Genomic DNA, 14,504 nt, shown 5'->3' with positions numbered 1-14,504 from the left:
AAATTCATGTATTTTTTTATTTTTTATCTTGAAAATTTTTACAGCAGACACATATTTATTTGTGCATAAGGATTGCGTCAATCTTATGTACTGTCGATGTCTGACATGACAGATCTTATTTTCTTGTTTTTATAACTTTGCTTAATCGAGAAGGTTCTAATCATGAGCAACTTAAATCTTCATCCTCTGTTTCGTCGTAGTATCGGTTTTGATCGCTTGAATGACTTTATTGACTATGCCATGCAAAGTGATGCGCCGAATTATCCCCCGTATAATATCGAAAAGCATGGCGAAAATAATTATCGGATTGTGGTCGCAACTGCGGGTTTCCGTCAAGAAGAACTCGACATTCGTCTGGAAAATAAGTTACTGACCATTTTAGGTAAGCCTGAAAACCAGAACAATGACCATACCGAATTCTTGCACAAAGGCATTGCACGACGTACATTTAAATTGTCTTTACGCCTGGATGAATATATTGAAGTACAACAGGCAGATTATGAAAATGGTCTATTGATCATTGACTTGCAACGTATCATTCCAGAAGAGAAATTGCCGCGCCAAATTCCGATTGGCAATAAACTGCTGATTGAAAATGGTGAAAAATCAGTTGAATAAGCTGGATTTGACTTAAAAGAAGGCCCAAAAGGGCCTTTCTTTTTAACTCCAGATTCTCTAAGCTCATTAAAATAATACGCTTTATGATCATAAAAATAAGCTATGAACGCGTCAGAAAAAATCTTGTTTCATCAGAGTAGTCCGATCATGCGCGCTATCGGATATTTACTACTCTGTTATCCGGTTGGCATATTCAGCATTTTTTATTTAAGCAGTCTGCGTAGCAATTCCAGCTTTCTGCAAGGATTGTTATTTTTATGGCAGGAGTCGCCTGGCTTTTATGTTTATATCGGCGGCTTTCTTGGTCTTTCGCTGCTCATGCTGGGAACCAAACTAAAAATAACGTCTCAGGCAATTTATTATACTTTGGCCGGTTTCCGGATCAGCCTCTGCTTAAAACGACACTCGGTACACTATAGCTTTCTGAATCCGCGATACGATTCTCTCAAAGCCCATCTCAAGCGCTGGCTGAGTAGAACTCCAGCGCATCTCATCAGTCAACGCGATGGCACGCTAGATTTTAGATTATGCCAGCCTGATCTGATCAATCAAATCTGTCTCGGATTTTTCCGGATTCAATTGTCAATGTTTTCCCGGCAACAGGCTCAACAGATTATGCAGGCCATACAAACTGCTTGGAATTTTAGGGCATAAAAAAAGCCCTGCATCTGCAGGGCTTTTTTCGCTTCATGAGTGCTTACTTTTTCTTTTTAGGACCAAGCAGCATACCCATTTGACGGCCTTCCATTTTCGGCATCTGTTCAACAGTACCGAATTCAGCCACGTCAGCTTCAATTTTTTGCAATTGAGCCAGACCCAACTGTTGGTGCGCCATTTCACGGCCACGGAAACGAAGGGTGATTTTCACCTTGTTACCTTCTTCAAGGAACTTGATGATTGCACGTAGTTTTACGTTGTAATCACCAACATCAGTACCCGGGCGTAGCTTGATTTCTTTCACCTGGACTTGATGTTGTTTTTTCTTCGCTTCTTTCTGCTTTTGCTTAAGATCAAACAAATGCTTGTTGAAGTCCATGATCTTACATACTGGTGGCTCAGCATTGGCTACGATCTCGACAAGATCAAGTTCCACACTTTCTGCTGCGCGCAGGGCTTCAGCTAAGCTTACAATCCCTTTTTGCTCACCATTTTCGTCTACAAGACGGACTTCTTTCGCACGAATTTCATCATTCAAGGCAGGACGGTTTGATTTGTTACCGCCCTGTTGATTACGGTCAGGCTGTTTAATCGCTGTTACTCCACAATGTACCGGCCGCGTTCGGCAACGGCTGCTTTTACTAGGTCAACGAAAGCATCGATTGACATAGTACCCAAATTTTTTCCTGAGCGGGTACGGACGTTTACTGTACCTTCTTCAACTTCACGGTCCCCAAGTACCAGTAAGTAAGGAATACGCTCTAAAGTACGTTCACGAATCTTAAAGCCGATTTTCTCATTTCTCAAGTCAGAAATTGCACGAATACCGTTTTCTTTAAGTTTTGCGACAACTGACTCACATGCTTCTGCCTGAGAATCGGTAATATTCATCACACACGCTTGCATCGGCGCCAACCAAGGTGGCATGAAACCTGCGTAGTGTTCAATCAGTATACCAATAAAACGTTCAAAACTGCCAAGAATTGCACGATGTAACATTACTGGCTGATCGCGGTCGTTATCTTCTGTGACATAAGACGCATCTAAACGTTCTGGCAAGTTAAAGTCACACTGAATGGTACCACACTGCCAGACACGCCCCAGACAGTCTTTCAGAGAGAATTCAATCTTTGGACCATAGAATGCACCCTCGCCCGGCTGAAGCTCCCATTCAAGACCCGCAGCATCTAAAGCATCTGCTAAAGATTTTTCAGCCATATCCCAAAGTTTGTCATCACCGACACGTTTTTCAGGACGTGTTGATAATTTCATTTGTACTTCTTCGAAGCCAAAATCTTTGTATACGTCGAGTGTCAATTTGATAAAGTCTGCAACTTCAGGCCCAATCTGTTCTTTGGTACAGAAGATATGCGCATCATCTTGGGTAAAGCCACGTACACGCATAATGCCGTGTAAAGAACCTGATGGCTCGTTACGGTGACATGAACCAAATTCTGCCAGACGTACCGGAAGATCACGGTATGATTTTAAACCCTGGTTGAACACTTGTACGTGACAAGGACAGTTCATTGGTTTAACCGCGTAGTTACGGTTTTCAGAATGCGTGGTGAACATGTTGTCTGCATAGTTGGCAGCATGTCCTGATTTTTCCCACAGCGTGAAATCAACCACTTGCGGGGTACGGATTTCTTCATAGCCGTTGTCTTGCTGAACTTTACGCATGTATTGTTCAAGTACCTGGTAAATGGTCCAGCCGTTCGGATGCCAGAACACCATACCCGGTGCTTCTTCTTGCATATGGAACAAGTCTAGCGCTTTACCAATTTTACGGTGATCGCGTTTTTCTGCTTCTTCAATACGTTTTACATAAGCTGCAAGCTGTTTCTTGTCTGCCCACGCTGTACCATAAATACGTTGTAATTGTTCGTTTTTCGCATCACCGCGCCAGTAAGCGCCCGAGATTTTAGTCAGCTTGAACGATTTTAAGAATTTGGTATTTGGAACGTGCGGACCACGGCACATATCCAAGTAATCTTGATGGTAGTACAAGCCCATTTGTGTTTCTTCAGGCATGTCGTTGATCAAGCGTAATTTGTATTCTTCGCCACGCGCTGTGAATTCTGCAATCACTTCGTCACGCGGGGTCATTTTTTTCACAACATCATAGTCTTGATCGATGAGCTTTTTCATACGCTCTTCGATGGCTGCCATGTCGTCTAATGTGAATGGACGTGGCATCCAAATGTCATAGTAGAAACCTTCTTCAATGACCGGACCAATGACCATCTTTGCTTCTGGGAACAGTTGCTTAACCGCATGACCCACCAAATGCGCGCAAGAGTGACGAATAATTTCGACACCGGCTTCGTCTTTAGGCGTAATAATTTGTAAGGTTGCATCTTCAGTGATGAGATCAGACGCATCCACTAAACGGTCGTTTACACGACCAGCAACGGTATTTTTTGCAAGACCAGGACCAATGCTGAGTGCAACGTCCATCACAGATACGGCTTGATCAAACTGTTTTTGATCGCCATTTGGCAAAGTGATAATTGGCATAAGAAATCCTTAAGGAGTGATGCCCCGTACCATGGAGCATGTCACCGCGAGATTATGATCGAGGAAAACCTCAAAAGATAAAAACGGTGGATAAATAAAATCGATTCGAATTTTACACGGCTTGGCCGCATGATTAAACCTTTTCCCCAATAAAAATCAGATTTACTCCCAAATCTTTCCCTGATCTTTAAAGACTTAGGCTCATCTTTTAATTCAAAATGTGGTTATTCCCGGAAAGTCTGCCACTCAATAAATGTTCTCTCACGATAAACATAGAGCTGGGCAAATTGTGGAATGATGGCTTCACTTTGTGTCGGCCTTAAAAACACATAATCATCGACATGAATATCGCATTGCCTAGGTACCTGAAGCATTTCCTGATTACTACTGCGACCATACAACAGATGCGGCTGGCTTTTTTCAGGATAAATATAATCTGCCTGCCAATAGCCACCATAGATAAACAGTGCTTTATGCCGATGCGGCAAATGATTCAGCATTTCCAGACCCGGAATCTGGCTATAAGACAATACCTTTAAAATCGGTGTGGCAATCCAGAGCGCACATTTTAAAGCGGATAAATTGTCCAGATCGAAGTCACTGGGTTTGAGCAGCATCGAGCCAAAAGCCAGATCATTACAGACACTCTGCTGGCAATGCTGCATAAAGGTCGGACTGCCACCACCGTTAAAACACAAATCTGCCCGCCATAAATCTGGGAATTGCTGCTGAATAGTATTTTTATATTGTTGATAAATCTGCTGCGATTGCTGATAACTTTTTTCGGGGCTTTTCAAAATATTCGGCAATTTGGCGACATGTGCATCATAGCCCATCAACCCCGAAAGCCTGAGAGCGTCGGGATGTTGCTGAATGAGTTTGAGTAAGGCTATTAACTGTTGCTGGCTACTCACCCCACCACGATGTAAGCCGACATCAATTTCAATATTGATATTTAACTGAAGATTAGATTCTTGAGCGAATTGCAGATATTGCTTCAAGCGCTTTATGTCATCGATCAGCCATTGAATATTGCTTTGATCATTTGCTTTATTTTGTTCAGGAACGTTTTGATAAAAACCTTGTACCGCATGAATTGGCATCGGTTTACCCAGCAAGATATCAGCCTGTTCAAATGCTCTCATCATTTCTAAAAGATGGGGTAAATGAAATACCATAAATCGTCGGGTATTCAGCTTTTCACTGGCCAGTTTAAGTAGCTGGATACTGGCTAGAGACTTCACCACCAGACGCGGCTTGAGCTGCGCAGGGATTTTTGCCTGTACAATCTCCAGATTCTGCTGATATTGAGCCAGATCCAGAATCAGTTGCGGTGTACCAGTTCCCTGCTGCTGCAAATCTTGGGTCAGTTGCTGAAAATACTTCGATTGCATAATTCGCTCCTGCTATTCAGACAAAAATAACTGCTGTAAATGCGGATTCAGCCACTTTTGCTGTGGGTCCAGTTGCTGGCGCAATCTCATAAAATCATCCCATTTCGGATAGAGATCACGTAGCGAAGCGGCTGTCATGCTGTGCAACTTTCCCCAATGTGGCCGTCCCTGATACTTCTGAAAAATCGGCTCGACCAGATCGAAAATAGCTCGGCAATCCTGTTTATAAAACTGATGAATCGAAATCGAAACCGAATCACGCTGATAAAAAGGACTCAGCCAGATCTCATCGGCTTTGACATAACGGAATTCGATCGGGAAAAACATCGGCACATTCTGCTTCCTTAAGGTGGCTAAAACCTCCTCCAGACATTGCAAGCCGGAATCGACCGGAAGCTGATATTCCATTTCATTAAATCTGGTCTGACGCGGAGTCGGAAAAATCCGGGATGACCAATCCACATAACAACTCGGTTTAACAAAAACACCCAATAATTTTTGCAGATAAGGATTAGATGCAGGAATAAATCGGGTCAATTCAGAACACAAAGTCAATAACGCATCTTCAGATGGCCAGTTCTCCTGCCTTGGCTGAATTTCATCATTCGTTTCATCCAGGGTTTTTAGCATGACCTGATCAGAATGAAGAAAAGCCCAAAATTCAATATGCCGGTGCTGATGTTTCCATTGATCGATATGCGCAAATATGTCTTTTAATGGACACAGCCGAATCTGTTCTTTTAATTTATAGCGCGGACGATTTTGCAGGGTAATTTTGGTCAATATCCCCAGACTACCTAACGCCACACGCCCCGCTTGAAATATCTCGGTATTCTGCTGATGATTACATTGCAACAGCTCTCCATCTGCAGTCAGCAATTCAAAACCGTCCACAAAAGCAGATAAACAGGGTAAATCGATGCCGGTGCCATGCGTTCCCGTGGAAATCGCTCCCGCCAGACTTTGCTGATCAATGTCACCCTGATTGGGTAAAGCTTGATTGATCGGGGCAATATATTCACCTAAATCATATAAACGCGTACCAGCGTGCACGGTACATTGAACTTTTGCCTCATCCAAAGCCACCACACCTTTTAAATGATCGAGATGAAGCAGCACATCATTGGTTTTAGCCAAAGCACTAAATGAATGCCCCGCACCTACTGCACGAATCTTTGCCTGTGACTTCACCAAACCTTGTAATTCGCTTATTTCTCTGGGCTGAAAAACTTGAGGAGCGCTGTGCTGACTCCCTGACCAGTTTCGCCAGACTGCATTCGCCTGTTGTATTTTCATTATTATTCTCTGGCTCATATTATTTTACTGACTCAATTAGAGTAAAATACCTAAAAAATCAAATATGGGAACCCACGGGTTCAAAAAAATCAAATAGGGCTAAATATTTTAATTAATATTCAATGACTTAAAATTTATATTAATTTACTCGACTAAAGCATAAATGCAAGATTTCGAAGAAGTGCATATCTTTTCAAAAGGATATGAAAATAACGATACAACGGAGTTTTACCATGGTTAGCGCATACGATGAATTACCGCGTACCCCCGCAAATTTTGTAGCCTTGTCACCTTTACGCTATCTAGATCGTGCAGCTTATATCTATCCGAATCAAAATGCGATTATTCATGGTCAGCGCCGCATTACCTGGCGTGAAAAATACAATCGCTGCCGTCAGTTTGCCAACCAACTCCAAAAATTAGGCATCGGTAAAAATGATACCGTGTCTGTCCTGCTGCCTAACGTCCCTGCCATGATTGAAGCGCACTTTGCTGTGCCGATGGCAGGTGCGGTACTCAATACCTTAAATACCCGTCTGGATGCCAAGACTCTCGCCTTTATGCTGGAACATGCTGAAAGCAAAGTCTTATTGGTCGACCCTGAATTTACTGCACTTGCGACCGAAGCACTGGCGCTGGTTTCACAAGAGATCTATGTGATTGATGTGGCCGATGCAGAGTTTGAAGGTGAAGACAGCCGTATTGGTCAAATCGAATATGAAGACTGGATTGCCCAAGGCGATGCAAATTTTGACTGGCATTTGCCTCAAGATGAATGGGATGCCATCAGCTTAAGTTATACCTCTGGTACCACGGGTAATCCGAAAGGTGTGGTCTATCATCACCGCGGTGCCTACATTAATGCCGCCAGTAATATCATTGCTTGTGGCATGATGCCGCGTGCCACCTATTTATGGACACTGCCACTGTTCCACTGTAATGGCTGGTGCTTTGCATGGACTATGGCGGCCAACGGCGGAACCAACGTCTGCCTGCGTAAAGTCGATGCCGAACTGATTTTCAAACTAATTGCTGAACATAAAGTCGATTATTTCTGTGGTGCACCGATTGTCCTGTCGATGCTGATTAACGCGCCTGAAGAGAAAAAGACCAAAATTGACCATCGTGTCGAAGTGATGGTCGCGGGTGCTGCACCGCCAGCTGCGATTATCGAAGGCATGCGTAATATCGGAATTAACGTGACACATGTCTATGGCTTGACTGAAACCTACGGCCCTTCTGCGCTCTGTGCATCACAAGCTGGCTGGAGTGATTTGTCTATTCAGGAACAGGCGCAATTGCATTCACGTCAGGGCGTGCCATATCCGCTACAAGATGGTATGAAAGTGCTTGATCCTGACACCATGCAGGAAGTTCCGCATGATGGTCAGACCATGGGTGAGATCATGTTCCGTGGCAATATCGTGATGAAAGGTTATCTGAAAAATCCGGAAGCGACCGCAGAAGCTTTTGCCGGTGGCTGGTTCCATACCGGCGATCTGGCCGTGTGTCAGCCTGATGGCTATGCCAAAATTACTGACCGATCTAAAGACGTGATTATTTCCGGAGGGGAAAATATTTCCTCGCTAGAAGTCGAAGAAGTGCTGTATCAACATCCTGCCATTTTAACGGCAGCTGTTGTGGCCAAGCCGGATCCACGCTGGCAGGAAGTACCATGTGCCTTTGTAGAACTCAAAGCAGGACAAACTGCAACAGCGGAAGAGATTATAGAATTTTGCAAACAGCATCTGGCGCGTTTTAAAGTGCCTAAAGATGTTGTGATTACCGAAATTCCAAAAACCTCGACCGGAAAATTGCAGAAATTTGTTTTACGCGAATGGGCCAAAGAACGCGCTGAAGGTGAGTTTTCTTAATTCCATACCAGTGTATTTTTTCAAAATCTACTCAATAAAAAATCGTGCCAAGTTTTCTTAGCACGATTTTTTTTAACTTACCCTCTCCAAACCTATCCCATAGGGAGAGGCTGATCAGAACAGTTACATCTCAACCATTTCCACGCCATCAATACGTGCCACAGTCATCAAGTCTTTATCACCACGACCTGAAACCGTCGCAATAATGATTTGATCCTTGTCCATGGTCGGTGCAAGTTTAGACACATAAGCCATGGCATGTGCGCTTTCCAGCGCCGGAATAATGCCTTCAATCTTGGTTAAATCACGGAAACCCTGTAGGGCTTCATTGTCCGTGATCGGTACATAGTTCACACGTTCCATATCTTTCAGGAAGCTATGTTCTGGCCCCACACCCGGATAATCCAGACCGGCAGAAATTGAATGCGTTTCAATGATCTGACCTTCTTTATCAGACATCAGGTAAGTTCGGTTTCCATGCAGTACACCGACATGACCGGCATTCAATGGCGCTGAATGTTTACCGCTTTCAATACCCAAACCCGCGGCTTCTACACCGTACATTTGCACATCTTGATCGTTCAGGAATGGATAGAACAAGCCCATTGCATTGGAACCACCACCAACACAGGCTACCAAGGCATCAGGCAGACGACCAGCTTGCTCCTGAATCTGACGGCGTGCTTCACGGCCAATAATCGACTGGAAATCACGTACCAGCTGCGGATATGGATGTGGGCCTGCCACGGTACCAATCACATAGTAAGTTGAATCGACATTGGTGACCCAGTCACGCATGGCTTCGTTCATGGCATCTTTCAAGGTTTTAGAGCCACTTTGTACAGGCACAACTGTCGCACCAAGCAAACGCATACGGTACACGTTCATGGCCTGACGTTTGACATCTTCAGCGCCCATAAATACCACGCACTCAAGACCTAAACGTGCTGCAATTGTGGCGGTTGCTACACCATGCTGACCGGCACCTGTTTCGGCAATAATACGTTTTTTGCCTGACAATTTTGCAAGCAAGGCCTGACCAATAGTGTTGTTGACCTTATGTGAACCGGTATGGTTCAGGTCTTCACGTTTCAGATAAATTTGCGCACCACCCAACTCTTTCGACCATCGTTCAGCATGATATAAAGGACTCGGACGACCGACGTAAAACGCCAGATCACGGTCAAATTCTGCCAAAAACTGTGCATCATCTTTCATACGGAAGTAGAGCTTTTCCAAGTCTTCTAAAGCCGCCATGAGTGTTTCTGACACAAAACGTCCGCCATGAATACCGAAATGCCCGCGTTCATCCGGGAATTGGGTATAGTCAACTGCCTGACTGTTCTGGCTAGTATTTTGCTGATCCACGATGGACTCCTTGCATAAAGCGTTCTATGAGTTGTTGGTCTTTAATACCTTTTGCGGACTCGACACCGCCACTCACATCTACGGCATAGGCCTGTGTGGTGAGAATTGCCTGTTCAATATTGTCAGGATTTAAACCGCCTGCCAAGATCAAGGGAATATCAAGTTTGGGAAATGTGTCCCAATCGAAGCTGTGGCCCGTACCACCTTTCAGATCAGGATGCCATGCGTCTAACAGCACTGCACTCGCGCCTGCATCTTGATAACGTTGAATTTCTACAACTACGTCAAGATCAGGTTTTACCTGAATGGCTTTATACCAGCGGCGTCTGACTTGCTGGGCGATAGCCTGACACTGTTCAGGTGTTTCATCGCCATGAAATTGTAAAATATCCAGTGGAACGGTTTTCAGAATATCCTGAATTTCATCTGCATGACTATTCACAAATAAACCTACAGCCTGCACATACGCCGGAATCGCCCGGATCAGGATTTCAGCCTGCTCTAAAGTGACATGACGCGGACTCGGGGGATAAAATACAAATCCTATCGCGTCACAGCCAGCATTGACTACGGCATGTACATCTTCGACTCGGGTAATTCCACAAATTTTGGCACGGGTTCGCATATTATGTTGGCTCTAGATCTACCAATGTATTGAACAATCTATAAGATTGGGGCAAATCATTGTAATGCAATTTTTCTGACTTGCGTAAAGTTCATCCGGATTATTCTCTATGCAGATTGTATATAACTCATACTGACTTTATACTGCGCTCACTTTGCAGCAAGTCCAAGCCTTCAGGCTTTAGGGAAGCTGGTGTAAATCCAGCACTGCCCCCGCAACGGTAAAAAATGAAACGTCTATCAATTTAAACTCTTCGGTTTACACCACTGCATCTTGATGTGGGAAGGTGGATATACAGCAAAGTCGCTGCTTTGCACATTTAAGTCCGGATACCTGCTTGTTGTGTTCTCTCACTCAATCATTCACGGGGAAGTGAATGTATGGAGCACATTATGTCTATTCAATTTCAACCGACTGCTTTGGTCGGTGCGATCGCACTTGCGTTGGGTTCTACTTCATCTGTTTTTGCGCAAGAACAAGCGACTGCAAAAGTATCTTTAGAAACCATCGTTATTACAGCTACACGTTCAGAAGAAAAGATTGAAAATGTGCCTGCGCGGATTTCAGTCATCGGCGAACAGCAAATTCAACAATCTCCTATTGCAGATTTAGGTTCTCTACTGAATAGAGAAGCATCTATTAACATTGTGCAATCAGGTGGTATTGGTCAAACGACATCTGCGTTCCTTCGTGGTACAGATTCAAAGCACCTTCTATTTTTAAAAGATGGCGTCAGTTTAAATACCGCTCTAGATGGTGGCTCTAATATTCCTTATATAGATTTAAGCGATATTCAACGTATTGAAGTCTTAAGAGGTCCTGCATCCGTTCAGTATGGTACAGATGCGATTGGTGGTGTCATCAATGTGATTTCTGCTACACCTAAAAAAACTGGGTTTTCACTCACAAATGAAATTGGTGAGAATAAAACGTATAAATCTGTAATTGGTGCAGATTTCGTAGATCAGTCTGGTGTATATGCTCAAATTAAAGGTCAGCGCCTTGAAAGTGATGGTACTCCCGTCACCAATAAAGCAAAAGAAGATGCAGGCTACGACCAAAAAGGTTATAGCGCGAAATTGGGTCTCGACAAAGAGAAATACAGTACCAGCCTAAGTTTTAGCGAAAATGAAGGAACCAATGTTTACCACTACGGCTCACAAAATTTTTTAAACCAAGTCCTTATTGCTAAAGCAAGTGCTCAAGTTTCACCGAACCTGTTATTAAATGGACAATACTCAAACTTCAAAGATGAGTTATTGGGATCAGGAAATAGCTATCTATTTAACACTGAACGTGATGAAGCTGATTTAAGTGCAAAATGGAAATTATCTAATACACAGCATTTTCTTTTGGGTGCCAGTTTAAAGAAAGCAAATATTGAAAGTTATGCAATTTTGGGACAAAAACAGGACTTAGACAGTACTGGATACTATGCACAACATAATTACGATTCAGATAAAGTGCATACTCAAGCAGGTTTACGTTTAGAAGATCATGACAAGTTTGGAAGTCATGTCGTCGGTCAACTCGCAGGGCGATATAACCTAAATGCCAAAACCAGTGTTTACACCAATGTCGGGACTGGTTTTAAAGCACCGACTGGCAATCAGCTTTTTTATGCAAGTACATTTATTGATACATATACTAAGCCAACACCTGTTACCTATATCACTACTGGCAATCCAAACTTGGAACCTGAAGAAAGCATTTCGTTCGAGATTGGCATTGATCAAGACTTAGCCTATGGTTTCTCAACATCTGCCTCAGTATACGAGACCAAAGTCAAAAATCTCATTGATTATGTATCCGATTGGAATGAGGAGACTCAAACATCTTCATCTACCTATGTGAACACAAGTAAAGCGAAAATGATGGGCGGTGAATTGGGGCTTAAATGGCAGAATAATGAACTGTTTGTAAGTGGTGAATATGCTTACGTCAAAACGCAAAATGAAGATACAGGCATTGAATTAATTCGCCGTCCAAGACAATCGTTAACGATCTCTGCAGGTATTCAAAATGATGTATATGGATTAAGTACATCAATTGTTGCGAAATCAAAATCTAAAGACTTTGCTGATGACGAAAACTCTCCATTAACGAATGTTCCTGGCTACACCACTATAGACTTAAATGCTTATTGGAATTTAAATCAACACATCAAATTATTTACTAATATTGAAAATGTTGGCGATGTGAAGTTTAAAACTGCATACAACGGTTCAAATTCGTACTACAACAATGGCGGTCGTTTAGCTTCTGTAGGCGTAACATTTAAATACTAATGCACTCAAGCTAAAAACTCAGGATAATGTCATAAGACATTATCCTTTTTTAATATTAACGCATTTTCAAGGAACTCATATGGGTCACCGTTTAAGTAAAATTTATACCCGCACAGGCGATTCAGGCACCACAGGTCTCGGTGATGGTTCACGTGTACCAAAAGATGACTTACGTATTGATGCGCTTGGTGATGTCGATGAACTGAATGCCGTGATTGGTGTACTTCGCTCACACATTGCTTTAAGTACAATTGAGGACAAAGCCAAGTGGGATAAATCTCTTAGCTTAATTCAACACTGGTTATTCGATTTAGGTGGTGAAGTCTGTATTCCCGGCTTTAATCTTGTCTTACCAGTATCGATTGAATTTTTAGAAAATGATATCGACCGTATGAATGAAAGCTTACCGATGCTGAAAGACTTTATTTTACCTGCGGGAACCATGGTCTGTAGCCTTGCCCATCAAGCACGTGCAGTCTGCCGCCGCGCAGAACGTAGTGTGATGTCAGTCCACTCTCGCGACCAGAATATTCAGACAGCGTCGCTACAACTGCTGAACCGTTTATCAGACTGGCTATTTGTAGCATCGCGCACCTTGCAACGCAGCGAGGGCGGTTCAGAAGTGCTGTGGCAAAAAAATATCAATGACAGCATCGAAAACTAGAATTATTTCTTGATTCTAAATCTAAAAATACGCGTCAGATGTATCTTGATTTTACAGTGCATCTGACGACAATAAGCCTTATCATCTTTTTGTCACATAGCACGCATACAATGAAATCAACTTCTCAATTTATGGGCAGTCTATGCGCATAATTGGTCATCGTGGTGCACGTGGCGAAGCCCCTGAAAATACCCTAGGCGGTTTTCAATATATTCAAGACATCGGTATTCGCGCCGTTGAGTTTGATGTGCGTCAGCTCAAAGACAATGCCTTAATCATCATGCATGATGATGATTTTGTGCGAACCACAGGTTTGCAAAAGCATTTATATGAATGCAATCGTCAAGATCTTGCACACTATAATCATGCTGTGACCTGGTCAGACTGGAATAAAGTCGAAGCCACTCCCCTTTTAAATCAGACCTTAAATGTCATTCGAGACTTTGAGCATATTGAAGTCGAAATCAAAAGTGTCGATTCCGAAGCTGCGGCTGAGAAAATTGCACTGGGCGTTGCACAGCAACTGCAAGGCTATGAGCAGGCGGCCATCATTACCAGTTTTGATGCCAAAGTCCTGCAAGCCTTCAAACAGCAAAATTCCCGGCTAAAACGCGGTTTACTCATCGAAACCGACCTAAAATATCAAGCGATTGATCAGGCGCTAGAACTGGATTGCTGTCATATTGGCTGGATGAATGAGCTGGCCAGCAAAGACCTGATTCAGGCCACCCAGGCTGCTGAATTGAATATCAGTGTCTGGACGGTCAATGATGTGAGCCGAGCCAAAGAGCTGCGTGATTGGGGAATTCAAGGGCTGATTACCGATTACCCAAAACTGATGCTGCAGCAACTCTAAAAAACAGCCTGATTATTGATCAGTTCAAATCGTTTTATTTAAGACAGCTCGATTTCATGTCAAGCTATTAAAGCGTGTCTGACTTTTAGATTGATTCGACTTGAATGTTAAATTAATTTTCTATGAGATATATTCTGCAAATTTTCTGGCAATATTGTAGAAATGACGAACAGTTAAATCGCTTAATATTAGCCCAATTAAATAGTCTAAAAGACCGATAATCCTCAGTCACTTAGTCGGAAATCAAGCCCCGTCTAGACTGGCAAAATGGTCGTTTTTGCCCTACTTATCCTGTTACTGACAAGTACAATACAACCGTACAATAATGCTAGTGATGCTATAGG

General features: G+C 43.1%; 12 protein-coding genes and 1 riboswitch. Of the genes, 6 read left to right on the top strand and 6 right to left on the bottom strand.

Features of this window, described 5'->3' with window-relative positions; genetic code table 11:
* The first annotated feature begins 162 nt into the window (after positions 1-162).
* Both FTU82_RS06935 and FTU82_RS06930 read left to right on the top strand, forming a co-directional pair.
* A complete protein-coding gene (locus tag FTU82_RS06935; protein ID WP_074384066.1) occupies positions 163-618 on the top strand; it encodes an Hsp20 family protein in 456 nt (151 codons plus the stop codon).
* Between the two features lie 102 nt (positions 619-720).
* On the top strand, positions 721-1,272 hold the full coding sequence (locus FTU82_RS06930; RefSeq protein ID WP_074384065.1) for a hypothetical protein: 552 nt from the start codon (positions 721-723) through the stop codon (positions 1,270-1,272).
* 43 nt (positions 1,273-1,315) lie between these two features.
* Here FTU82_RS06930 and infC read toward each other — a convergent pair whose 3' ends face one another.
* The 4 genes from infC to FTU82_RS06910 form a co-directional block, all read right to left on the bottom strand.
* Positions 1,316-1,813 (bottom strand): translation initiation factor IF-3, encoded by a 498-nt coding sequence (gene infC, locus FTU82_RS06925; protein WP_004647518.1) that lies wholly within the window; start codon positions 1,811-1,813, stop codon positions 1,316-1,318.
* Positions 1,814-1,872: 59 nt separating this feature from the next.
* Positions 1,873-3,795: a threonine--tRNA ligase gene (gene thrS / locus FTU82_RS06920; protein WP_005095787.1), complete on the bottom strand. Its 1,923-nt coding sequence runs from the start codon at positions 3,793-3,795 to the stop codon at positions 1,873-1,875.
* A gap of 224 nt (positions 3,796-4,019) precedes the next feature.
* Positions 4,020-5,189 carry an alanine racemase gene (locus tag FTU82_RS06915; protein WP_180101179.1) on the bottom strand — a complete coding sequence of 390 codons (1,170 nt, stop codon included), beginning with the start codon at positions 5,187-5,189 and terminating at the stop codon, positions 4,020-4,022.
* A 12-nt stretch (positions 5,190-5,201) separates the two neighbouring features.
* Entirely contained in the window at positions 5,202-6,485 is a 1,284-nt protein-coding gene (locus tag FTU82_RS06910) for a D-arabinono-1,4-lactone oxidase (RefSeq protein ID WP_180101178.1), read from the bottom strand.
* A gap of 233 nt (positions 6,486-6,718) precedes the next feature.
* On the opposite strand from FTU82_RS06910, the gene FTU82_RS06905 reads away from it, so the two are divergent.
* A complete protein-coding gene (locus FTU82_RS06905; RefSeq protein WP_180101177.1) occupies positions 6,719-8,359 on the top strand; it encodes an acyl-CoA synthetase in 1,641 nt (546 codons plus the stop codon).
* A 123-nt stretch (positions 8,360-8,482) separates the two neighbouring features.
* Here FTU82_RS06905 and trpB read toward each other — a convergent pair whose 3' ends face one another.
* Together trpB and FTU82_RS06895 are read right to left on the bottom strand one after the other, a co-directional pair.
* Positions 8,483-9,727, bottom strand: coding sequence for a tryptophan synthase subunit beta (gene trpB, locus FTU82_RS06900; RefSeq protein ID WP_180040504.1), 1,245 nt, complete (start codon positions 9,725-9,727; stop codon positions 8,483-8,485).
* The gene (locus tag FTU82_RS06895; RefSeq protein WP_180101176.1) at positions 9,708-10,352 is read right to left on the bottom strand and encodes a phosphoribosylanthranilate isomerase; all 645 of its coding nucleotides are present in this window, start codon (positions 10,350-10,352) and stop codon (positions 9,708-9,710) included. Before FTU82_RS06895 ends, trpB begins: the two co-directional genes overlap by 20 nt.
* 144 nt (positions 10,353-10,496) lie before the next feature.
* Positions 10,497-10,708: riboswitch (cobalamin riboswitch) on the top strand.
* Positions 10,709-10,744: 36 nt separating this feature from the next.
* Between FTU82_RS06895 and FTU82_RS06890 the strand changes: the two genes are divergently transcribed.
* The 3 genes from FTU82_RS06890 (at position 10,745) to FTU82_RS06880 (ending at position 14,160) form a co-directional block, all read left to right on the top strand.
* Positions 10,745-12,640: a TonB-dependent siderophore receptor gene (locus FTU82_RS06890; RefSeq protein WP_180101175.1), complete on the top strand. Its 1,896-nt coding sequence runs from the start codon at positions 10,745-10,747 to the stop codon at positions 12,638-12,640.
* A 79-nt stretch (positions 12,641-12,719) separates the two neighbouring features.
* On the top strand, positions 12,720-13,304 hold the full coding sequence (locus FTU82_RS06885; protein WP_180101174.1) for a cob(I)yrinic acid a,c-diamide adenosyltransferase: 585 nt from the start codon (positions 12,720-12,722) through the stop codon (positions 13,302-13,304).
* A 142-nt stretch (positions 13,305-13,446) separates the two neighbouring features.
* Positions 13,447-14,160, top strand: a complete 714-nt coding sequence (locus FTU82_RS06880) for a glycerophosphodiester phosphodiesterase (protein ID WP_005095772.1) — start codon at positions 13,447-13,449, stop codon at positions 14,158-14,160.
* Positions 14,161-14,504: the final 344 nt, after the last annotated feature.

It is taken from the genome of Acinetobacter sp. YH12151 (assembly GCF_013418355.1).
Classification (GTDB): Bacteria; Pseudomonadota; Gammaproteobacteria; order Pseudomonadales; family Moraxellaceae; genus Acinetobacter; species Acinetobacter pseudolwoffii.
The sequence above is the reverse complement of the archived record's forward strand: the minus strand, read 5'-3'. Positions and strand labels throughout refer to the sequence as shown.